The sequence below is a fragment of the Brevundimonas sp. genome (genome assembly GCF_035626975.1).
Classification (GTDB): Bacteria; Pseudomonadota; Alphaproteobacteria; order Caulobacterales; family Caulobacteraceae; genus Brevundimonas.
Genome location: NZ_DASPMQ010000054.1, coordinates 69,308 through 90,060, shown reverse-complemented (window position 1 = coordinate 90,060; position 20,753 = coordinate 69,308). Strand labels below are relative to the sequence as shown.

The window sequence follows — 20,753 nt, the reverse complement described above, 5'->3', positions numbered from 1 at the left end:
TCATCCAGTGGATCTACGAGACCTACGGGCGCGCGCGCGCCGGCCTCTGCGCCACGGTGATCCATTACCGCCCGCGCATGGCGATCCGCGAGGTGGGCAAGGCCATGGGGCTGACCGAGGACGTCACCGCCCGCATGGCCGACACCGTCTGGGGTTCGTGGGGCGACGGGGTGAAGGGCGAGCACGTCGACCGGACGGGCCTCAGCCGCGACGACGCCCGCATGCGGCTGGCGCTGGAGCTGACGGCGGAACTGATCAAATTCCCCCGCCATCTGAGCCAGCATGTCGGCGGCTATGTGCTGAGCCAGACGCCCCTGCTCGAAATCGTGCCGATCGGCAACGCGGCCATGCCGGACCGGACCTTCATCGAATGGGACAAGGACGACATCGATTTCCTCAGACTGATGAAGGTCGACGTGCTCGCGCTGGGCATGCTGACGGCGCTGAGGCGCGGCTTCGACCTGATCTCCGAAAGCTACGGGGAGCGGTTCGAGCTGCACACGGTCCCGCAGGGCGACCCCCGGGTCTATGAAATGCTGCAGCGGGCCGACTCGGTGGGGGTCTTCCAGGTCGAGAGCCGGGCCCAGATGTCCATGCTGCCGCGGCTGAGGCCGGAGACCTTCTACGATCTGGTGGTCGAGGTCGCGATCGTACGGCCGGGCCCGATCCAGGGCGGCATGGTCCATCCCTATCTGAAGCGCCGGGCGGAACGGCGCGCGGCGGAGGCGAAGGGGCTGCCCTACGAGATCGATTTTCCCCATCCCTCGCCCGAGCACGGCGACAGGGACGAGCTGAGGCGGGTGCTGCACAAGACGCTGGGCGTGCCCCTGTTCCAGGAACAGGCCATGCGGATCGCCATGGAGGCGGCGAAGTATTCCCCGGCCGAGGCGAACAACCTCAGGCGGGCCATGGCGACCTTCCGGCACATGGGCACGATCCATGAGCACGAGGAGAAGTTCGTCGGACGGATGATCACGCGGGGCTACGACCCCGACTTCGCGCGCAGCTGTTTCGAGCAGATCAAGGGGTTCGGCGAATACGGCTTCCCGGAGAGCCACGCCTGCTCGTTCGCCCTGCTGGTCTACATTTCGTCCTGGATGAAGCATCACTATCCGGAGGTGTTCACGGCCGCGCTGCTGAACAGCCAGCCGATGGGCTTCTATGCGCCGGCGCAGCTGGTCCGGGACGCTCGCGAGCACGGCGTCGAGGTGCGCCATCCGGACGTCAACGCCAGCGACTGGGACGCCTCGCTGGAGCCTCGCGAAGGGGAGGTTCGCCACGCCCTGCGGCTGGGGATGCGTTCAATCGACGGGTTCCGCGAGGAGTGGGCGGAGCGGATCATGGAGATTCGGGAAGACGGCGCCTTCGCCGATCTGGAGGACCTGCGGGTGCGGGTCAGGCTGCCGCCGGCGGCGCTCGACCGGTTGGCCGAGGCGGACGCCTACGGCTCGCTGGATCTGACGCGCCGGCAGGGGCTGTGGGCGGCCCGGGGCGCGCCGCCGGCGGCGTCGGCACCGCTGTTCGAGGCCATGGGACTGGACGAGGCGGACGGCCGTCCACCGGGGGCCCTCCCCCGGCTTTCGGCGTCGGAAGAGGTGGTCGGCGACTACCAGACCATCCGGCTGTCGTTGAAGGGGCATCCAGTGGCCTTCCTGAGAGAGCGGCTGGCTCAGGCGGGCGTGATGACGGCGAAGGCCTATGACGGTCTGCCGGACGGCCGGCGGGTCCAGGTCGGCGGGGTGGTGCTGGTGCGGCAGCGTCCCGGGACGGCCAGGGGCGTCTGTTTCATGACCATCGAGGACGAGACCGGCATCGCCAATCTGGTGCTGTGGGAGACGGTGTTCGAGCGGTTCCGGCCGACGGCGATGGGCGCGCGGATGGTGGTGGCGAAAGGGCGGGTGCAGAGCGCCGAGGGGGTGACCCATCTGGTCGTCGAGGAGCTGGTCGACTGGACGCCGATGCTGGGCCAGCTGACCCCCGACCGGGCGCCGGGCTCGGCCCATGAGCCGGTCCGGGGACGGCACCCGCGGGACGTGAGGGTCCTGCCGGGGTCACGCGACTTTCACTGACCGCGGTGGCGCCGCCACACCCATAGCCGGTAGGCGAGGATCGGTGCGAAGCCGCCGATCAGGGCCGCGACCAGCACGGTCCAGAAGTCGCCGCCCAGGCCATAGCGACCGACCGCCGCCCCGACCCCGGCCGCAAGCGGCGGACCGAGGTACGGCAGCCACGCCGGGGGCCTACGCATCCACCTGGATGACGCCGCGCCGGATCTGGTCCAGCTCGATGGAGTCGAACAGGGCCTGGAAATTGCCCTCGCCGAAGGCCTGGTTGCCCTTGCGCTGGATGATCTCGAAGAAGATCGGGCCGAAGGTGTCCTGGGTGAAGATCTGCAGCAGCAGGCCCTCTTCATCCGAGCCGTCGATCAGGATGCGGTTCTTGCGCATCCGCTCCACGTCCTCGCCGTGGTTGGGCAGGCGTTTGTCGATCAGCTCGAAATAGGTCTCGATGGTGTCCTGGAAGGGGATGCCGCGACGCTTCAGCTCCTCGACGGTCTCGAAGATGTCGTCGGTGGCCAAGGCGATGTGCTGGATGCCCTCGCCGTTGTAGCGGCGCAGGAACTCCTCGATCTGGCTGTTCTCGTCCTGGCTTTCGTTGAGCGGAATGCGGATGGCGCGGTCGGGGGCGATCATGGCCTGGGAGAACAGGCCGGTCGCCTTGCCCTTGATGTCGAAATACTTCTGCTCCTCGAAGGCGAAGACGTCGCCGTAGAAGCCCGACCAGGTGCGCATCTGGCCGCGGCGCACGTTGTGGGTCAGGTGGTCGAGCATGAACAGGCCGACGGAGTTCTTGCGCTCGGCCTCCTCCCAGCCCTCGATCTCGTCCCAGCCGTCGTAGAGGGAGCCCTGCTCGCCATACTGGTCGACCAGGTAGAGCAGCGAGCCGCCGATGCCCTGCAGGATGTACGGATAGCCGTTCCCCAGCGCGCCGCCATCGGCATTCTCAGCGGGGCGGGCGCCGCGGGCCACGGCGCCGTCGAAGGCCGCCTTCGCGTCGGCGACGCGGAAGGCCATGCCGTTGGCCGAGGGGCCGTGCTCGCGGGCGAACTCCGCCGCCTGGCCCTTCGGCGACTGGTTGACCAGCATGGTGATGTCGCCCTGCTTCAGGCGGACCACGCCGGTGGCCGGGTTCACATGGGTGCGGGTGAAGCCCATCAGCTCGAGCCGGGCGGCCATGGCCTCGGGCTCGGGACCGGTGAACTCGACGAATTCGAAGCCATCCACGCCGAGCGGGTTCTCCTTGTCCAGCCGGGCGGCGGGGGTCTGGGTCGCGTCGGTCATGGGGCGTCTCCTGAAGGACTGTCGGCGTTCGCCGTCGTTGCGGCGGAACCTAGTGGTCGGGGACGACGAAGCCAAGGTTGGCGCCGGTCACAGGACCGCTATTCGCCCCCCTCGACCGTGCCCTGGGCGGCGTGGACGCGGGCGTGGCCGTGGTGGCGCAGGTGGCTGTCGTCGATCTCCTCGATCAGCTTCCTGCCCTTCTCCTTGCCGACGAACTGCAGGATGGCGTCGATCTTGGCCTCGACCCGGTCGTCGTTCTCCTTGGAGGAGGGCGAGCCGACGTAGAGGAAATAGGCCAGGCCGACGACTTGCCAGAGCAGCTGGAGGAACTCGGACTGCCAGTTCTCGAAGGTGTCGCGGCCCATCTCGACCAGATACGGCGACAGCTCGGCGGCCTGGCCGTGCTCGCGCGCCTCGTCGACGAAGGCGAACCAGCCGAAGATCCAGTGCAGCAGGATCGAGACGGTGAAGAAGCCCAGGGTGATCCAGGCGTAGGCGTATTTTTTCAGCATGACGGCGTTCCTCCCTTGGTGGCGTTTTGCAACGCCCGGGGGGGCGTCAGGCTCCGTCGGCGCCGTGGATGGCCGCCTGGGCCTCGAGGGGCGGGGCGGCGCCGCGTTCCAGCCGCATGACGAGTCGGTCGTCCTCGAACACCTCCACGCCCTCGCAGGTGTCGTGCTGCTGCAACTGGCCGAAGGCGACGCGCGCCGCCTCGCCGTCGTGGCGGCAGTCGGCGAAATCGAGCGCGGGACGGCGGCCGCGCCGGTCGAAGAAGTGGAACTGATAGATCCGCATGGCCCCGGAACCCTCCTTATGCGGGCATCCAGGACCGGGCTGGAAGATGCTGTCTGCTGGATTTCCGACATAACGGCGGGCACGCACGCGTTTGTGAGGGTTCGTGTTCCGGGACCGAAGGGGAGGGAGAGCGCGACCTCCCCCGGTTCAGCGCGGCGAGGCGCCGGGCAAGGTCACGGGCGGGGCGAGACCGTCGCGGCCGGACGAAAAACAGGGTCTGAATCGTCTGAACAGTCTGAACCGTCTGATCCGGCGGCGCCGGCCGGGGGGCCGGGATCCGGGGCCTCGCGCCGCGCCAGCAGATAGTCCTCGCGGCACACGAAGCGCTGCACCTCCTCCTCTTCCTGGTCCATGGCCAGACGCACGCGGCGCCAGCGCAGGGCCTCGGCGGCGTCGCCGCGCAGGGCCGCGCGCATCATCCGGCGGTGGGCGACGAAGGACAGTTCGCGCATCTCGATCCGGTCGAGATCGCCCCCGGACCGCTCCTCCAGCTCGACCCCCTCGTCCTGCGCATCCAGCCGGGCGGGCGGAACCCACGGCAGGTCGACGCGCCGCCAGCCGTGGCGCGCGGCCCGGTGGCGCAGCGTGCCCATGCGCACGCCGTGGCGGATGCAGCATTCGACCGCCGACAGCCCGCCCAGATAGTCCCGCCGCACCGCCGCCCAGACGTCATCGGGCGCGAACCGGGAGCCGGAGCGAGCCTTGGGGCGAACGGGGGGGCGGGTGATGGCGGGGGTCCGGGTCATGGGGCGGCGTCCTGTCCGTGGTGCGAAGGGGACAAGTCTGCGCCGGGCCGGCCCTGCGGCGGGAAGATCGGGTCGAGAAAAGGCCATGTGGCTGAACGGGCGAAGGATTTTTTGCTGAACTCGACTATAGATTCGCGGATTGTCAGCACAGCGTCACGCCTCACCTCTCCATCGGCGAAGGCCGATGGGGAGGACAGGTCGATGCGAAGCAGCGACCAGGAGGGGGCGGCGCCGGCCGATGCAGGTTCGCGCCAACCTCCTCGCCACCTGCGCCGCCCCCTCCTGACCGCTTGCGCGGTCTGTCCTCCCCATTCGCCTGACGCGAATGGGGAGGTGAAACGCGTTAGCTCCCCCTCCTCAGTCCAGCGCGCTCCAGCCGAAATGCAGCAGCGGGCGGATGTCCTCGACGAAGCCGGCGAGAGTTTCGGGGAGCTCCGGCGCGGCGATTTCGGCGCCGGTCAGGGGGCGGCGGGCGTACCACTGCAGGCGTTTCAGGGCCGGCTCGAGGGGGGCGCCGGCGTGGGCTTCGTAGCCCTTGGGCATGCGTTTGACGGCCATGCCGGGGGCGAGGCGCAGGCCCCGTGAGGTCAGGGCCTCTTCAACGGCGAGCCAGGCGTCGGGGTCGGCGGCGATGGCGCGGCGGACGCGCTCGCTGTTCTTGCGGTCGTAGAGATAGAAGCCGGCCGAGACGAAGGGGCCGCGGCCGTGGGCGTTCTCGAGGTCGCGGATGTCGGCCCGTTCCACCGGCGTGGCGTCGGCCAGCCGGGCGCCGGGGTGGGTCGAGGGATCGAGCGGGTCGATGGAGTCGTAGTCGAAACTGGCCTCCGTCACCCGAGAGCCGCCCTCGGGCTCGATGTGGATATAGGCCATGCCGGGCGACATCCGGCCGCCGCCGCGGGTCAGCACGGCGGAGATGTGGGTCTTGTAGGGGCTCTTGTCCTTCGAGAAGCGCACGTCGCGGTGGATGCGGAACTGGCTTTTGGCCGGATCGCCGGCCAGCGGCAGGCCGCGGGCGGCGCAGGCGGCGGTGGTGTCCGCGATCAGGGCGGCGAGGGCGGGCTTGAGCCGCTCGTCGTAGACGGCGCGGTGGGCGGTGAACCAGTCGCGCTCGTTGCGCGCGGCGAGGCTGGAGAGGAAGGCGAGGTCGGCGGGGGCGAAACCGGGGAAGGTCATGGTTCCATCTATGCCTTCTCCCCTTGAGGGAGAAGGTGGGCGGCGGAGCCGCTCGGATGAGGGGGCTGTTTGAGTCGGGCCGTCGGCCGGCGAGCCCAAAGCGGGCCTACCCCTCATCCGGCCCTCCGGGCCACCTTCTCCCTCAAGGGGAGAAGGAAGCGGAGCGCCCTAGTCCTCGCGTTCGGCGGCGCCGCCGGCGGCGGCCAGCACGTAGCGCTTGCGGGCCGCGATCTCGTTCCAGAACTGGACTTCCTGCTCTGACAGGTCGGACATGATCTTCGAACGGTTGCGGCCGAGAATGCCGCCGAACAGGCCGAGGATCATCTTCAGGATCTCGTCGATCAGCTGCACCAGGGTGTTGACCCACTCCGGCACGTCTCCGAACAGATCCCAGATGGCGAGGATGATCTTCTTGATTTCTTCCAGGTTGGATTCCAGCCAGGCGAAGATGCCGTCGCCGAACAGCCCCTTGGCGACGCCGGCCCGGAAGGTGGTGCGGGCGTTGCGGGCGAGGGTGGTCCCGGCCTGGGCCTTCATGAAGTCGTCGGCCATGCGGCGGCTTGCGGCGTTGCCGCCGGCGTAGCGGCCGCGGGTCGCCTCGACCAGCCTGGCCATCTGTTCCCTGAGCGCGACGCCGTGCGAGGCGATCAGCGGCGCGTCGTCGTTCGCGCCCACCGCCTTGGCGATGTCTTCGAGCATCGAGGCGACGAAGGTCTCGGCCTCCTTGAGAAATTCCGAAAAGGCGTCTCCGCCGGCGTCCGGCGTTTTGGCGTCGGCCATCCTCTGGTCCTCCCGTTTGACGGGAAGCTGGGCGCAATGGTTAACGGAGTCAAACCATTGTTATCCGAGATTGCGGTGGGGGAGGGAGTCCTTCTCCCCTTGAGGGAGAAGGTGGCCCGGAGGGCCGGATGAGGGGGCCGGTTGAGGCAGGCCGTCCGTCGGGTTGTCCGGAGCCGGCCTACCCCTCATCCGGACGGCTTCGCCGCCCACCTTCTCCCCCGGTGGGGAGAAGGAAGCGGAGGGGCGAACGCGCGCCTATATCCGCCGTTCACCTCTCCCGGAGAGCCCTGCCATGCCCAAGACCCTGCACATCGACTTCGTCTCGGACGTGGTCTGCCCCTGGTGCGTCGTCGGGCTGGGCGGGCTTCAGACGGCGCTGGAGGCGCTGAAGGCCGAGGGGATAGAGGCGAAGGTGCATTTCCAGCCGTTCGAGCTGAACCCGCAGATGGCGCCCGAAGGCGAGAACATCGTCGAGCACATCGGCCGCAAGTACGGCTCGACGCCGGAGCAGTCGGCGGCCAACCGGGCCATGATCTGCGAACGGGCGGCCGAGGCCTGGCCCGACTTCGCGGACGGCAAGCCGTTCGAGATGCGGATGGGGCCGGACAGCCGCATCTGGAACACCTTCGACGCCCACCGGCTGCTGCACTGGGCGGGGACGGTCGGGGCGGCGGAACAGAGGGCGCTGAAGGCGGCGCTGTTCGCGGCCCATTTCACCGAGGGTCGGGTGATGACGGACGCCGGGGTGCTGGCCGAGGCGGCGGCGGCGGCGGGGCTGGATCGGGCCAGGGCGGTCGAGGTGCTGGCCGACGACCTCTATGCGGCCGAGGTGCGGGCGGCGGAGGCGCTGTGGGTTTCGCGTGGGATCAATGCGGTGCCCGCCGTTGTGGTGGAGGGGAAGTGGCTGATCTCGGGCGGGCAACCGGCCTCTGTGTTTGAAGACGCCTTGCGGAAGATGGCCAGCGAATAGCCCTCCCCCTCGAGGGGGGAGGGTTGGGAGGGGGTGGAGGCAGACTGTTCGTTGCGGCCCGCCGAAGGGCGCCGACGCCTCCCGCGCCATGTCCGGACGCAGTGTGCCTCCACCCCATCCCCCGCCCCGTCGTCGGCCCGCCTTCGGCGACCCGCCTCCACCCCCTCGAGGGGAAGGGGAGAGGCGCGCGGGATCAACGGCGCGCCGGCGGTGGTGGTGGAGGGGAAATGGCTGATCTCGGGCGGGCAGCCGGCGGGGGTGTTCGAGGAGGCGTTGCGGGGGATGGCGGGGGAGGGGTGATGACAGATGTAGGTTGCCCACCGGCCACTAAGGGCTAGGGTTTACCGTCACGCTTTGTGACGGGGCTCGACATTTGGGGACTGCCTGTGGCCGCCAAGCCAGAAACCGTTCTTGAGTCTTGCTCGGCCCTTTATGGTCTCGCTGTGAAAAGCTGCGCCACTGCCGCGCCTCCGAGCAACCCTCCGACCGATACTGACGTATTGGCGGCCTCTATTGCGGCTCAGAGCAATGCCATGGCCGCTCAAGCCAACAATCTGACCTTATTCAACGTCTTTCTCGCAATCGTGACGGTGCTGGCTGTGATCGCGTGGGGCGCCTACATAAGGACCCGGGCCCACCGCATTGCCAAAGAAGCGGCGGACCAGTGGATGGATGCAAATGCGGCCGGAATCATCGCTGAACTCAATGCTAGGATGAACCCGGGTGTTTCGACCGCCGATCAACAGGCTGGAGCGTTAGCAGGCGACCCAGCGAAGAAGGAAGATAAGAAGTGATTTCGCCAGGCGCGGCGCTGGATGTGACCAAGCGGTACTGGAACAAGGTTCCGGTGGACGTTTTTGCGCTTGCTGCCGAACTGGGCTTGGGGCCGAAATTTGATCTTCTTCCAGACGAAATTTCTGGTCTCATTAAGCGCGCCCATGACGATCAGTGGCTGATTGTAATCAACGAAAATCACCATCGCGTCCGTCAACGATTTACCTGTGCGCACGAGATCGGCCATTTCATATTCCACCGAGATCTTCTGGCAGACGGAGTTAGCGACACGCTCGCCTACCGTGCTGACGTGGCTGAACTTCCCAATCCCCGCATTCAGCGCCAACAGGAGTGGCAGGCGAACAACTTCGCCGCCAATCTCTTAGTGCCCAGCGCTTGGCTTTCGGCGGCACAAGCAGCCGGGTGGAATGACCCAAAGGACCTAGCGAGACACTTCGATGTCTCTGAAACCGTGATCCGCATCAAACTAGGTCTTCCGCTGCCAGCGTGATCTCTGTGGCCGATGAATCACGGCGACTCAAACTCCGCCAGTGACCCCCTTTCATCGTCCCCTCGAACGGGCCTAGGGGAAAGTGCTTGAAGTTTCTCTCGCGAGAACATAACGAGAACATCAGGGCAGGGAGGCCGATATGGAAGATGCGAGTCCTCCGTATGCAGCGAAGGCTTTCGCGAACTTGGTTCTGGATTGGGCGGACGGTGTCGGTGTGCCGATCACGCCTCTCAAGCTGCAAAAGATGCTCTACTTCATTCATGCCGACTACCTGTGCCGGTTTGGTGAGCCTCTCATAAATGAAGAGTTTGAGGCGTGGGCTTACGGACCAGTGGTGCCAAGCGTCTACGCGCAATTTAAAGAGTTCAGCAGGCAGGCGATAACAAAGAGAGCTTCCACCTTCGACCCTATAAGTCGGAGCTCAGCGGTTCTATCGGCACGTCCTGGCCAGGTGATCCGCAGTCGGATCAAGCCAATATTCGATCTCTATATAGATGTGGACGCCGGGCTTCTGTCTGCGCTGTCACACAAGCATGGTGGACCTTGGGAGCGTGCCACCCAGCGGTTTGAGGCTCATCGGAATATCAATCGGGTGATATCTAACGAGCTGATTGTAACCGCCCACAACCTCGCCCCTTCATAGGGTAGACATACCCGAGTTCGACGTTCACGATATGTGCTCGGGTTCGGATTCGGCTGTTAGGTTGCAATGCCACGCTCAAGCTCTCCCCAAGCTCTGTCGATCGTCTCGGTCACTCATCCCGAGAGCGTGGAACTGACCACTCAGGAAATCCTGAAGTTCGACGATAGCAATTTCGGTTTCAGTCATGATCGGACTTGGCTGTCTCTGCCCTACTGCCTTACCGGCAAGTTTGAGGCCGAGGCCGTCGTTCGACAGTTTGGCTCCCGTACTCATCCACGAATTGCCGAGGCAATCGCCGGGCTCTGCGATCTCGGAAAAGCGAACCCACGGGAGACGTATCGCTTTCGGGACTTTGCAGATGCCGGCCTGAACGAGGTTCAAGGGTTGAGGTACGGGCCGGAGGTCACGATCCTCGCAAGGGCCTCGTGCTGGTCCGTCGAGAGCGGGGTGATCCGCATCCCTATTCTCCAGCCTCGCGTCAGCCCGCTTACCCTGCCGAAGTTGGGTGTCTATCTGGCCCTCGCCCGTAAGGCCTACTGCAGGGGCGATTGGAATGCGGCGCAAATCGAAGTCATCGATCTGTCCGAAAAAGACGAGGACGGAAAAGTAGTGGCGCGCGTCCTGCCCTCGGATGTGATTCCGGTCGCGACAGATGATGAAGTCGGGGACTTCTTAGACGTGTACCTCGCGGCGCGGCGCGACGCTGAAAAGGTCCGGGCGGAGCGGGGTGGCAAGAAGAAACCAGATCGTGGCCCGAGGCCGGGTGACACTCTGGACATGTTCCCAGACGGGCCCGGCTGAGCGCTCACACCTTCACCTCCACCACCCCGCCCCCGGCCCGGAACTTCGCGCTCATCTCCGCCATCCCGGCCTCGGCCTCGGCCAGCGATCCCCCCGCGTCGTTCTGCGCCTGGGCGTCCCGGCGGATGTCCTGGCTGATCTTCATCGAGCAGAATTTCGGGCCGCACATGCTGCAGAAATGGGCGGTCTTGTGGGCCTCTTTCGGCAGGGTGGCGTCGTGGTATTTGCGGGCCGTCTCGGGGTCGAGGCCGAGGTTGAACTGGTCTTCCCAGCGGAATTCGAACCGGGCGCGGGACAGGGCGTCGTCGTGCAGGCGGGCGGCGGGGTGGCCCTTGGCCAGGTCGGCGGCATGGGCGGCGATCTTGTAGGTGATGACGCCGTCCTTGACGTCCTGACGGTCGGGCAGGCCGAGGTGCTCTTTCGGCGTGACGTAGCAGAGCATGGCGGTGCCGAACCAGCCGATCATGGCCGCGCCGATGGCGCTGGTGATGTGGTCGTAGCCGGGGGCGATGTCGGTGGTCAGGGGGCCCAGGGTGTAGAAGGGCGCCTCGTGGCAGTGCTTCAGCTGCTCATCCATGTTGGCCTTGATCTTGTGCATCGGCACGTGGCCGGGGCCCTCGATCATGACCTGGCAGCCCTTGGCCCAGGCGATCTTCGTCAGCTCGCCGAGGGTGCGCAGTTCGGCGAACTGGGCCTCGTCATTGGCGTCGGCGATGGAGCCGGGGCGCAGGCCGTCGCCGAGGCTGAACGACACGTCGTAGGCCCGCATGATGTCGCAGATGTCCTCGAAATGCTCGTAGAGGAAGGACTCGCGGTGATGCGACAGGCACCATTTGGCCATGATGGAGCCGCCGCGGCTGACGATGCCGGTGACGCGGTTCGCCGTCATGGGCACGAAGGGCAGGCGGACGCCGGCGTGGATGGTGAAATAGTCGACGCCCTGTTCGGCCTGTTCGATCAGGGTGTCGCGATAGACCTCCCAGGTCAGGTCCTCGGCGATCCCGTTGACCTTCTCGAGCGCCTGGTAGATCGGCACGGTGCCGATGGGGACGCTGGAGTTGCGGATGATCCAGTCGCGGATGTTGTGGATGTTGCGGCCGGTCGACAGGTCCATGACGTTGTCGGCGCCCCAGCGGGTGGCCCAGACCAGTTTGTCGACCTCGTCGTCGACGCTGGAGAGGACGGCCGAGTTGCCGATGTTGGCGTTGATCTTCACCAGGAAGTTGCGGCCGATGATCATCGGCTCGACTTCCGGATGGTTGATGTTGTGCGGGATGATGGCCCGGCCGCGGGCGATCTCCTGACGCACGAACTCGGGGGTGACGAAGTCGGGGATCGAGGCGCCGAAGTCCTCGCCGTCGCGGATGCAGGGAGCGGTCTGTTCGCGGCGCAGGTTCTCGCGGATGGCGACGTATTCCATCTCGGGCGTGATGATGCCCGCCTTCGCATATTCGTACTGGGTGACCGGGCGGCCCTCGACGCCCTTGAAGACCTTGTGGTTCGAGGTGTCGAAGCGGGGGGCGAGGTTCTTGCCGGAGGCGTGGCCGTTGTCCTCGGGCTTGACCTCGCGCGGGTTCAGGACGGGGGCGATGTCGCCGCGGTCGAGCTGCCAGGACGACTTCACCAGGGGCAGGCCGCGCTTGATGTCGATGGTCACCGTCGGGTCGGTGTAGGGGCCGGAGGAGTCGTAGATGGTCACCGGCGGCTCATTGGCCGAAGGGTGGACGGCGACCTCGCGGAAGGGGACGCGGATGTCGGGATAGAGCTCGCCGGCGACATAGACCTTGCGGCTGCCGGCGCGTTCGCCGGTCGGGATGGTCCCGGTCTCCTGCATCACCGCCTCGCGGGCGTCTTTCAGAGCCAGATCGATGTTGGGCTCTTCGGGAAGGGCGGGCGGGGTGACGGCGATGTTCATGGCGGCCTCTGGCGTTGAGGTCCGCCGACGTCGGGCGAGGTGGTCCTGCAGCGTGGACCGAAGCGTTTCCCATCCCTTCGCCGGCATGACCCGGATCAGGTTCGACGGGTCAGGGGATCACCCCAATCTCAGCGCCTTGGGCGGCGCCCCCCGGAGAACGGCCGGAACCTGCGCCCGCCGCGTGGACGGGTCAAGCGGTGCATGGCAGGAGGGGGCATGGATGTCGCCCGGCCCTACGAAACCCGCGACCGCGAGGCGTGCCTGGCGCTGTTCGACGGCAACTGCCCGCGCTTCTTCGATGCGTCGGAGCGGGCGGGGTATGAGGCGTTCCTCGACGGACGGGACGGGCCCTATCAGGTGATCGAGCGCGACGGCCGGATCGTGGCCTGCGGCGGCCATACGATGGAGTCGGATGGGCGGACCGTCAGTCTGTGCTGGGGCATGGTCGAGGCGGGGCTGCACGGAGCGGGGCTCGGGACGGGGCTGACCCGGGCGCGGCTGGCGTCGGCGCGGGCGGCGCCGGGCGCGCGGACGGTGCGGCTCGAGACCAGCCAGCACACGCGAGGCTTCTATGAGCGGTTCGGCTTCGAGGCCGTCCGTGTACGTCCCGACGGCTTCGCGCCCGGGATCGACGCCTGCGAGATGCGGCTGGAGATGGATCAGGGTTCCGACCAGCCGCGGACCTGAAGCTGGAGGCCGGCGCGGGGGTCGGCGTCGAAGCCGAGCACGACGCGCTCGCGGCCGCCGGCGGGGAGGTAGTCGAGCGTGGCGGAGGCGGTCTCGTCGCCGAGCACGCCCTCGATCCCGACGGCGGCGGCGGTGGCGGAGCCGGTGTTGCGCACCTCGACCTCGGCCCGCCAGGCGCCGGGGCCGCCGTGGACCGCCTCGAGCCGGGGCTCGAGCACGGGCGGGCCGCCGGAGGCCAGGCCCTCGCGCAGGATCACCGCCAGGACGGCGACGGTCAGCAGCAGGCCGAGGCCGCCCATGATCCATTCGAGGACGGGCGGGCGCGTGTGCGGGGCGGAGGCGGGTTTCTTCGGCATGGCTACACCAGCAGGCGGGCGGCGGCGGCGCCCACGGAGCCGGGGAAGGCGAGGACGACGGCGGCGTCGACGATCTCGGTCAGGCCGTGGCCGTCGGTGCGGCCGAACACCCACAGCACATAGAGGCTGACCAGCAGCACCAGGCCGTAGCCCGCCAGGGTGAAGTGGAAGAAGGCCGTCACCGGATGGCCCTGCTCGTGCTCGCCCGCGAAGCCGGCGACGTAGACGCCCGCGTGCATGACGGCGAGGGAGACGGCGATCAGGGCCACCGCGTGCCAGGGCGTCATCCGGTAGGCGATCAGGATCATCTCCTCGGTCGGGGCGAGGTTGAGGGCGAGGAACAGGGCCCCGGCCACCATCAGGAACAGCTCGCCGGGATAGCGGGCCTCGCCCTCGTCGCCGTCGCCGCGGCCGGCGCTGAGCTGACGCCGGGCCAGCAGGGCGCCCATGGCGCCGGGCACGGCCTGCAGCGCGATCTGGCCGGCGGCATGGCGCAGCGGGCCGTCCGGTTCGAGAATGGCCATGACCGTCAGCAGCAGGGCGGCGGTCAGATAGCCGACGGCCAGCGCGACGAACGCATCAAGCAGGGCATGGGTGAAGCCGTGATGCCGGTGGCTGAAGCCGGCGAAGAAGGCCAGGCCGACCAGCAGCGGCACGGCTGCGACGAGGAAGACGGCGAGCCGGGCCGGATGCAGGCTGAAGCCGAACCACCACATCTCCATGGTCATCAGCAGCGGCAGGCTGAACAGCAGGGCCCCGCCGAAGGCGCGGCCGAGGTCGCGGGCGTAGGCGGTTTCGCGGCGCGGCTGGAGGGCGGCAGGGCTCATGGACACGGCAACGCCTGAGTCGGCGCTGCGCTCCCGTCGGCTACTCGGGGAAGGCGACCAGCAGGGCGTCGAGCGCGCCCTCTATGCGGGCCCAGCCGGCCTCGTCGAGGGGCACGCCGCCCACGCCTGGCCGGGTTCCGCCGGACAGGGCGAGGTGCTGGACGGCGGCGAGCAGCACGGCGTTGATGGCCACCGCGTCGCCCGTCGGCGGGGTGCGCAGGCGGGGCCGGCGCTCGCGCATCCACGCTTGCAACACGGCCGAACGCTCGGACTCCAGGCGGTTGAGCAGCGGCGAGGACTCGACCAGGGCCCAGGCCATCAGACGCAGGGTCAGGGGGCTGTCCCGCAATGCGCCGAGCCAGGCCGACAGGCTCTCGCGGGCGAAGGCGCGCAGCGACTCGGTTCCGGAGGCGGGAACGGCGTCGAGCGAACGGACCAGCGAGGCGTTGGCCCGGACGGCGATCCGCTCGACCACGCCGTCGGCGCCGTCGAAATATCGGTAGACCAGCTTTCGGTCGCAGCGGGCCTCGGCGGCGAGGGTCTGGACGTTGAGGCCCGGGAAGCCGTCGCGCAGCAGGATACGCTCGCCGGCCTCGACGATCAGGGCCTCGGTGGCGGCGCGGTCGCGCAGGCGGGCGGGTCCAGGCGATGGGGGGGCAGGCGATTCGGCCATGCGCACAGCATCACGCCCGCAGGGAGTCGCGGCAAGGGGCGAGCCCACCAGCTTTTCCGTCATCCTCGGACTTGATCCGGGGATCAGGGGTGAGGGTCGGGACTGTGCGACAGGGACGGCCCCGCGATCGAGACCGCCGCTTCCCCAACCGCGCACCGGACGGTCTGATCCTCGGGTCAAGCCCGAGGATGACGGCGGAAGGGGCGGATAAGTTGCGGCCCGGCCTGCGTCGGGGGGGCGTGGCAGAGGCCGGGCCGCGGGTGGACTAGTCGAGCGCGCATCGCCGCTTGGTCCGAGCGATAAACATCAGCCGATGCGTTCGGTTCCGGACGGTGCGCGAACTTTTCTCGTTTACGGGGGTGCGCTTGGGTGCTGACGGTGATCGCGCTAGGGACGAAGCGCACCAGGGAGTCCGTCATGCATCTCGCCCGCTTTCCGCGCGTCCGTCTGGCGCACCTGCCGACGCCGCTGGAGCCGCTGCCGCGGCTGAGTGAGGAACTGGGCGTCGAACTGTGGATCAAGCGCGATGACTGCACCGGGCTGGCGGGCGGCGGCAACAAGACGCGCAAGCTGGAATTCCTGCTCGGCGAGGCCTTCGAGCAGGAGGCCGACACCCTGGTGACCCAGGGGGCGGTGCAGTCGAACCATGTGCGGCAGACGGCGGCCGCGGCGGCGGCGCACGGGCTGGCCTGCGAGGTCATTCTGGAGGCGCGGACCGGCTCGACGGCGCACGACTATATGGCCAATGGCAATGTGCTGCTGGATCGGCTGTTCGGGGCGGGCGTCCGCTTCGTGGCCGGCGGCTCGGACATGGCGGCCGAGCTGGAGACGACGGCGGCGGAGGTGCGGGCGCGCGGCGGACGGCCCTATGTGATCCCGGGCGGCGGGTCGAACCCGGTGGGGGCGCTGGGCTATGTCGACTGCGCGCGCGAGATCGTGGTGCAGGCCGATGAATTGGACCTGCCGGTCGACCGGATCGTGACGGCGACGGGAAGCGCCGGGACCCATGCCGGACTGGTGGCCGGGCTGGCGGTGATGGGGGCGGACATCCCGGTGCTGGGCATCGGGGTGCGGGCGCCGAGGCCAAAGCAGGAGGAGATGGTGCTGAAGCTGGCGCGCGAGACGGCGGCCCTGCTGGGGCGGCCGGAGGCGGTGACGCCGGACATGGTGGTCGCCGACTGCGATTACGTCGGCGAGGGCTATGGCCTGGTCGACCAGGACGTGATCGAGGCGCTGAAGCTGGCGGCGCGGACCGACGGGATCGTGCTGGACCCGGTTTACAGCGGCAAGGCGATGAAGGGGCTGATCGCCCTGGCGAAGGCGGGACGGTTCAGGTCGGGATCGGGGGGCGAGACGGTGGTGTTCCTGCACACCGGCGGCGCGCAGGGGCTGTTCGGATATGAGAGCGTGGTAGGCGCGGGGCTGTAGCAGCGCCGGGCAAGGGCCGCGCCAGAAGCGGGCCGTGTTGAAGTCGTCGTCGGCTCGGATTTCAACGCCAACGGACGCTGCCCGAACCGCCGCGAGCAAAGGGCGCGGGATAGCCGCTAGACCAGATCGCCCGCCCGCTGGCCCACCGCCTGCCGGTCGTGCGCGCGATCCAGATGCAGATACTCCCCGCTGAACTGCGCCGCTTCCTTCAGCCTGGGGGCATCGAGGACGGCAACGACGCCTCCCGAGAAATCAACCAGACCATCGGCCTTCAGCCGTTTCAAGGTCCGGTTGGCGTGGACCGGCGTCAGACCGGTCGCGTCGGCAAGATCTGTCTGGGTGATCGGAAACCCGAACCGGTTGTCCTTCGCCAGCTCCACCATTCGGTATCGGACCAGGAGCTCATAAAGCAGGTGGGCGGTCCGGACGTAGGCCGTCCGCCGGCCATGGTCGATGATGCGCTCCCGCAGCACGCCCAGGTCCGTCATGGTGCCCCACCAGAGGGCTTCACCCAGGCTGCTCGTCTCCCTGAGCAAGCCCTTCATGTCTTCGCCAGACACCAGCGCGGTGCGGGTCGGAACGATCGCGGAGACGCCGTGGTCCATCACCTTGAGAACAAAAATCTCGGCGTCGCACAGGTCGCCGGGAATGAGGAAAGCCATGATCTGGCGCCGGCCGTCCGGCAGAATCTTGTAGCGGCAGGCGAGCCCGGACAGGACCACATGGCAGTTCGCCGAATGCTCGCCATCGCCGATGATGTCTTCCTTGGGGGCATGATCGATCTGGTTGCGTGACACGAGATCGTCGAGGCGGCGCTTCTCCATGTCCGAAAACGCGGTGAACTGCTCCATCTTGAGGGTCCACGGGTTATTCATGTCTCAGACCTCAGCGATACGGGTTCAACATAGCCGACTTCGGCCCCCGGCGCGCCAAGGGGCTTAACCTCCATCAGCCTGCCATTAGTCGATCGCCAAAAAACCAAACGAATCCGCCATATAAATCGATCCCTCGCTTGATGCGGTTAAGCGGAGATCGCCGTCCGGAACGTCATCATGAGGGATGATGTCCCCCCAGGATTGCCTGGACAAGGCGGCGACCTGCGACGCCCAGGCGCAGACAAACAAGGGCACGCCCGCGGCCGCCGACTGGGAAGATCTGGCCCGGCACTGGCGGCTGCTTGCCGCCGACAGGGATGAATCGGAGACCCTGGCCCGGTTGATGTGGCGCGCCCGGCCGCCGACACTGCCCTGATACGTCCGGGGTAGGAGAAACCCGCCCTTTCGCCCGGGCGTTCGTGCTAGAAGCGATGGCGCCGTTCGCGACGCATCCAGACCGGGAATGGCTTTCGCTTCGCGAGTCTCCGGATTTCATGAAGGCCCAGCCGTGGCCAGGCCGCCCCAGACAGACAGTTCCCTCCCCCTCACACTGGCGGTGGTCGGATTCTCATCCGTCCCCCTGCTGCTGCTCGACGACCGGCTGTCCATCATCGCTGGAAGTCATACGTTCTGGGCGGCGTTCGACCTTGACCCGGACATGGGAGCCGGCCGGCACCTCTCCCAGCTTGGGGACGGCGAGTGGAACGCGCCAAGGCTGCGCTCCCTGCTTTCAGCCACGATCAGCGGCGACGCGGAAATCGCCGCATATGAAATGGATTTCCAGGACCGGAAACGGGGCGTCAGGCGGCTGGTCCTCAAGGCCGAGAAGCTCGCCTATGGAGATGGCCTCGAGACGAGGGTTCTGCTCTCGATCGACGACGTCACGGACGCGAGGGCGGACAAGAAGGTCAACGAAGACCTGCTGCGCGAGAAGGCGATGTTGTTGCGGGAGCTTCAGCACCGCGTCGCCAACAGCCTGCAGATCATCGCCAGCGTCATCCTGCAAAGCGCGCGCAAATCCAGATCGGATGAGGCCCGGCTCCAGTTGAACGACGCCCACAATCGGGTCATGTCGGTCGCCTCGTTGCAGGAGCAACTCGCCCGATCCCAGATCAGCGACGTGGAACTGCGGGCCTACTTCACCAAGCTGTGCTCCAGCCTGGGCGCCTCGATGATTCATGATCACGACCTCATCACGATCGAGGTGGATTCCCAGGAGTCATATTGCGCCCCCGACGCTTCAATCAGCCTCGGACTGATCGTGACGGAGCTGACCATCAACGCGCTGAAGCATGCCTTCCTCGAGGGTCGGCGCGGCCGGGTTCTGGTTGGCTACCGCAGCAACGGGCCCGACTGGACTCTCACGGTCGAGGATGACGGCATCGGCATGCCCGAGCGCCCCGCGCCCGCGAAGCCAGGCCTGGGCACCAGCATCGTTGACGCCCTTGCCCGTCAGCTGGGAGCCCGGGTCCAGACAGAGAGCGCGACGCCAGGAACGCGCGTATCGATCACCCAGGCCAGGACGGGGATCGAGCCAGCCCGGGTCGGAGTTCCCGGGGGCGAGGCGGTCTAGACATTGGCCCCGGGGTCGGGAACGGGCTCCGCGTCGGTTGCGGGCGCGTGATCCTCAGGCCGCGACGCGGGCGGCGGGGGCGGCTTCCTGCAGCTCCAGCAGGGTCGAGATCAGCCGCCCGGCGTCGATCGGCTTGGCCAGGTGACGGTCGGCGCCCGCCGCGTGCGCCGCCTCGACATGCTCCGGCAGGGCGTTGGCCGTCAGCATGATGATCGCGGTCCGGGACCGCCCCGTGGCGGCCTCGAGCGCGCGGATGGCGCGGGTCGCCGCCAGCCCGTCCATCACCGGCATCTGCATGTCCATCAGAATGGTGTCGAAGACGCCGGCCTTGCAGGCCTCGACCGCCATCACCCCGTCTTCGACCAGCACGAGATCGACGTCCATCTGGCCGAGGATCAGTTCGATGACCTTCCGGTTGGTCGGGTGATCGTCGGCGGCGAGGATACGAAGAGGCCGCCCGTCGACGGGCTCGGCCACGCGGGGCGCGACCGCCGCGGGCGCGGCGGCCTCCGCGAGGGTCAGGCTGAAGTGGAAGATCGAGCCCTGGCCGGGGACGCTGTCGCAGTCGAGTTCCCCGCCCATGAGGTCCACGAGCTGGCGGCAGATCGCCAGGCCCAGCCCTGATCCGCCGAACCGGCGCGTCACCGATCCGTCGGCCTGCTCGAACCGGTGGAACAGGCGTTCCTTGCCCTCGGCGTCGAAGCCGACGCCGGTGTCCTCGACGGCGAACTGGAACAGCGAGGCGCCGGCGACGGCGGGCGCGGCGGTGCGCCGCGCGGTCAGCCGGACGTGGCCCTGTTCGGTGAACTTCACCGCGTTGGACACCAGGTTGGTCAGCACCTGTTTGAAGCGCACGACGTCGCCGAGAACGTACCCCTCGATGTCCGGGGCGAGGTCGAGCTGGAGCCGTAGGCCCTTGGCCTCGGCGGCGGGGCCGTGGAGCTGGACCGTTTCCTGAACGGCCCGGCGCAGGTCGAAGGCGGCGTTGTGCACCTCCATCTGCGCCGTTTCGATGCGCGCCAGATCGAGGATGTCGGACAGAAGCTGCTGGAGGGTCACGCCGGAGGAGGCGACCAGCGCCAGCATCTCACGCTGTTCCGTCGTCAGTTCAGTGCGGGCGAGCGCCTCGCTGACGCCGAGCACGCCGTTGAGCGGCGTGCGGATCTCGTGGCTCATATTGGCGAGAAACTCGCTCTTGGCCCGACTGGCGTCTTCGGCCTTGCGGGTCTGGTCCTTCAGGGCGGCGGCCGACCGGGTCAGCCTCAGATGGGTCTCCCAGCCGTGGGCCGCGGAGCTGACCGCGAACCCGACCAGCAGGGCGAGGGCGGCCAGCAGCTGGACCCGGTTCCACGGGCCGGCGTCGAGCAGGAACGGCAGGGTCAGCAAACAGACGGCCGGCGGGATGCCGCATACCAGCAGGTGGATCGGCGTCCGGTAGCAGGCCTTGATGATGTAGATCGAAACGCCGGTGAGCAGCGCCACCGCCATCACCATCGTCGTGACCGTGTCGTGGGACCACAGGAGCAGGCCGCACAGGACCCAGCCGCAGCTGGCCAGGAAGGAGGCGAAGAGGCGCAGGGTTCTGGCGGGCACCGGCGACCGCTCGATCAGGGCCGGGCTGGTGGAGCGCCACACCATCGCCTCGGCGGTCGTCGCGAACAGCCACCAGCCCAGGGCGGCGATCAGGCCGATCGACGGGGCGCAAAGCAGGAGGACGATGACCGACAGCCCGACCCGCTCCCGCGCCTTGCTGCGCGTGGAAGCCGCGGTCGCATCGAAATCGGCGTTGAAGCCGAGGGCGTTCAACCGGTCCAAGACGAGTCCTCTCCTGCTTTGCCTGTAACAGCGATAGGTGATTCCGACGTTAACCCGCGTCCGGCGACGG

23 protein-coding genes and 1 riboswitch are annotated in these 20,753 nt (G+C 67.8%); of the genes, 10 read left to right on the top strand and 13 right to left on the bottom strand.

Features of this window, described 5'->3' with window-relative positions; genetic code table 11:
- Positions 1 to 2,069: error-prone DNA polymerase (locus VEB62_RS13905; RefSeq protein WP_324800855.1), on the top strand; the 2,069-nt coding region annotated here is incomplete at its 5' end.
- On the opposite strand, the gene VEB62_RS13900 is transcribed toward VEB62_RS13905, so the two are convergent.
- The 7 genes from VEB62_RS13900 to VEB62_RS13870 all read right to left on the bottom strand — a co-directional run bounded on the left by VEB62_RS13900 (position 2,063) and on the right by VEB62_RS13870 (position 6,835).
- The gene (locus VEB62_RS13900) at positions 2,063 to 2,248 is read right to left on the bottom strand and encodes a hypothetical protein (RefSeq protein WP_324800852.1); all 186 of its coding nucleotides are present in this window, start codon (positions 2,246 to 2,248) and stop codon (positions 2,063 to 2,065) included. The two genes, VEB62_RS13905 and VEB62_RS13900, sit on opposite strands and share 7 nt — an antisense overlap.
- Positions 2,241 to 3,341 (bottom strand): 4-hydroxyphenylpyruvate dioxygenase, encoded by a 1,101-nt coding sequence (gene hppD / locus VEB62_RS13895; RefSeq protein ID WP_324800849.1) that lies wholly within the window; start codon positions 3,339 to 3,341, stop codon positions 2,241 to 2,243. Before hppD ends, VEB62_RS13900 begins: the two co-directional genes overlap by 8 nt.
- A 98-nt stretch (positions 3,342 to 3,439) precedes the next feature.
- On the bottom strand, positions 3,440 to 3,853 hold the full coding sequence (locus tag VEB62_RS13890) for a DUF6766 family protein (protein WP_324800847.1): 414 nt from the start codon (positions 3,851 to 3,853) through the stop codon (positions 3,440 to 3,442).
- 46 nt (positions 3,854 to 3,899) lie between these two features.
- Positions 3,900 to 4,136, bottom strand: coding sequence for a hypothetical protein (locus VEB62_RS13885; RefSeq protein ID WP_324800845.1), 237 nt, complete (start codon positions 4,134 to 4,136; stop codon positions 3,900 to 3,902).
- A 173-nt stretch (positions 4,137 to 4,309) separates the two neighbouring features.
- The gene (locus VEB62_RS13880) at positions 4,310 to 4,882 is read right to left on the bottom strand and encodes a hypothetical protein (protein WP_324800843.1); all 573 of its coding nucleotides are present in this window, start codon (positions 4,880 to 4,882) and stop codon (positions 4,310 to 4,312) included.
- Positions 4,883 to 5,239: 357 nt separating this feature from the next.
- Positions 5,240 to 6,055 carry a DUF2461 domain-containing protein gene (locus VEB62_RS13875; protein WP_324800839.1) on the bottom strand — a complete coding sequence of 272 codons (816 nt, stop codon included), beginning with the start codon at positions 6,053 to 6,055 and terminating at the stop codon, positions 5,240 to 5,242.
- A gap of 168 nt (positions 6,056 to 6,223) precedes the next feature.
- On the bottom strand, positions 6,224 to 6,835 hold the full coding sequence (locus VEB62_RS13870; RefSeq protein WP_324800836.1) for a hypothetical protein: 612 nt from the start codon (positions 6,833 to 6,835) through the stop codon (positions 6,224 to 6,226).
- A gap of 292 nt (positions 6,836 to 7,127) precedes the next feature.
- On the opposite strand from VEB62_RS13870, the gene VEB62_RS13865 reads away from it, so the two are divergent.
- The 5 genes from VEB62_RS13865 (at position 7,128) to VEB62_RS13845 (ending at position 10,534) form a co-directional block, all read left to right on the top strand.
- Entirely contained in the window at positions 7,128 to 7,805 is a 678-nt protein-coding gene (locus VEB62_RS13865; RefSeq protein WP_324800833.1) for a DsbA family oxidoreductase, read from the top strand.
- Positions 7,806 to 8,191: 386 nt separating this feature from the next.
- A complete protein-coding gene (locus VEB62_RS13860; RefSeq protein WP_324800830.1) occupies positions 8,192 to 8,599 on the top strand; it encodes a hypothetical protein in 408 nt (135 codons plus the stop codon).
- Positions 8,596 to 9,090, top strand: a complete 495-nt coding sequence (locus VEB62_RS13855) for an ImmA/IrrE family metallo-endopeptidase (RefSeq protein WP_324800827.1) — start codon at positions 8,596 to 8,598, stop codon at positions 9,088 to 9,090. The genes VEB62_RS13860 and VEB62_RS13855 overlap by 4 nt, the downstream gene beginning before the upstream one ends.
- A gap of 139 nt (positions 9,091 to 9,229) precedes the next feature.
- Positions 9,230 to 9,733 carry a Panacea domain-containing protein gene (locus VEB62_RS13850; RefSeq protein ID WP_324800824.1) on the top strand — a complete coding sequence of 168 codons (504 nt, stop codon included), beginning with the start codon at positions 9,230 to 9,232 and terminating at the stop codon, positions 9,731 to 9,733.
- 126 nt (positions 9,734 to 9,859) lie between these two features.
- Entirely contained in the window at positions 9,860 to 10,534 is a 675-nt protein-coding gene (locus tag VEB62_RS13845; RefSeq protein ID WP_324800821.1) for a hypothetical protein, read from the top strand.
- Between the two features lie 4 nt (positions 10,535 to 10,538).
- Here VEB62_RS13845 and thiC read toward each other — a convergent pair whose 3' ends face one another.
- A complete protein-coding gene (gene thiC, locus VEB62_RS13840) occupies positions 10,539 to 12,368 on the bottom strand; it encodes a phosphomethylpyrimidine synthase ThiC (protein ID WP_324800864.1) in 1,830 nt (609 codons plus the stop codon).
- Between the two features lie 135 nt (positions 12,369 to 12,503).
- A riboswitch (TPP riboswitch) is annotated at positions 12,504 to 12,612 on the bottom strand.
- A gap of 53 nt (positions 12,613 to 12,665) precedes the next feature.
- Here thiC and VEB62_RS13835 point away from each other — a divergent pair.
- Positions 12,666 to 13,136 (top strand): GNAT family N-acetyltransferase, encoded by a 471-nt coding sequence (locus tag VEB62_RS13835; protein WP_324800819.1) that lies wholly within the window; start codon positions 12,666 to 12,668, stop codon positions 13,134 to 13,136.
- On the opposite strand, the gene VEB62_RS13830 is transcribed toward VEB62_RS13835, so the two are convergent.
- Genes VEB62_RS13830 through VEB62_RS13820 form a run of 3 tightly spaced genes read right to left on the bottom strand, consistent with a single transcriptional unit; the run spans position 13,109 to position 14,992 of the window.
- Positions 13,109 to 13,492, bottom strand: a complete 384-nt coding sequence (locus tag VEB62_RS13830; protein ID WP_324800817.1) for a hypothetical protein — start codon at positions 13,490 to 13,492, stop codon at positions 13,109 to 13,111. The two genes, VEB62_RS13835 and VEB62_RS13830, sit on opposite strands and share 28 nt — an antisense overlap.
- Positions 13,493 to 13,494: 2 nt before the next feature.
- Entirely contained in the window at positions 13,495 to 14,319 is an 825-nt protein-coding gene (locus tag VEB62_RS13825) for a TIGR02587 family membrane protein (RefSeq protein WP_324800815.1), read from the bottom strand.
- A gap of 40 nt (positions 14,320 to 14,359) precedes the next feature.
- On the bottom strand, positions 14,360 to 14,992 hold the full coding sequence (locus VEB62_RS13820; RefSeq protein ID WP_324800813.1) for a TetR/AcrR family transcriptional regulator: 633 nt from the start codon (positions 14,990 to 14,992) through the stop codon (positions 14,360 to 14,362).
- A 417-nt stretch (positions 14,993 to 15,409) separates the two neighbouring features.
- Between VEB62_RS13820 and cuyA the strand changes: the two genes are divergently transcribed.
- Positions 15,410 to 16,420 carry a D-cysteate sulfo-lyase gene (gene cuyA, locus VEB62_RS13815; protein WP_324800811.1) on the top strand — a complete coding sequence of 337 codons (1,011 nt, stop codon included), beginning with the start codon at positions 15,410 to 15,412 and terminating at the stop codon, positions 16,418 to 16,420.
- 116 nt (positions 16,421 to 16,536) lie between these two features.
- Here cuyA and VEB62_RS13810 read toward each other — a convergent pair whose 3' ends face one another.
- A complete protein-coding gene (locus VEB62_RS13810) occupies positions 16,537 to 17,271 on the bottom strand; it encodes a Crp/Fnr family transcriptional regulator (RefSeq protein WP_324800809.1) in 735 nt (244 codons plus the stop codon).
- A gap of 211 nt (positions 17,272 to 17,482) precedes the next feature.
- Here VEB62_RS13810 and VEB62_RS13805 point away from each other — a divergent pair, with 211 nt between their 5' ends.
- Both VEB62_RS13805 and VEB62_RS13800 read left to right on the top strand, forming a co-directional pair.
- Positions 17,483 to 17,671, top strand: coding sequence for a hypothetical protein (locus VEB62_RS13805; protein ID WP_324800808.1), 189 nt, complete (start codon positions 17,483 to 17,485; stop codon positions 17,669 to 17,671).
- Positions 17,672 to 17,803: 132 nt separating this feature from the next.
- Positions 17,804 to 18,868: a sensor histidine kinase gene (locus VEB62_RS13800; protein ID WP_324800805.1), complete on the top strand. Its 1,065-nt coding sequence runs from the start codon at positions 17,804 to 17,806 to the stop codon at positions 18,866 to 18,868.
- 54 nt (positions 18,869 to 18,922) lie between these two features.
- On the opposite strand, the gene VEB62_RS13795 is transcribed toward VEB62_RS13800, so the two are convergent.
- A complete protein-coding gene (locus VEB62_RS13795; RefSeq protein WP_324800803.1) occupies positions 18,923 to 20,683 on the bottom strand; it encodes an ATP-binding protein in 1,761 nt (586 codons plus the stop codon).
- Between the last annotated feature and the right edge of the window lie 70 nt (positions 20,684 to 20,753).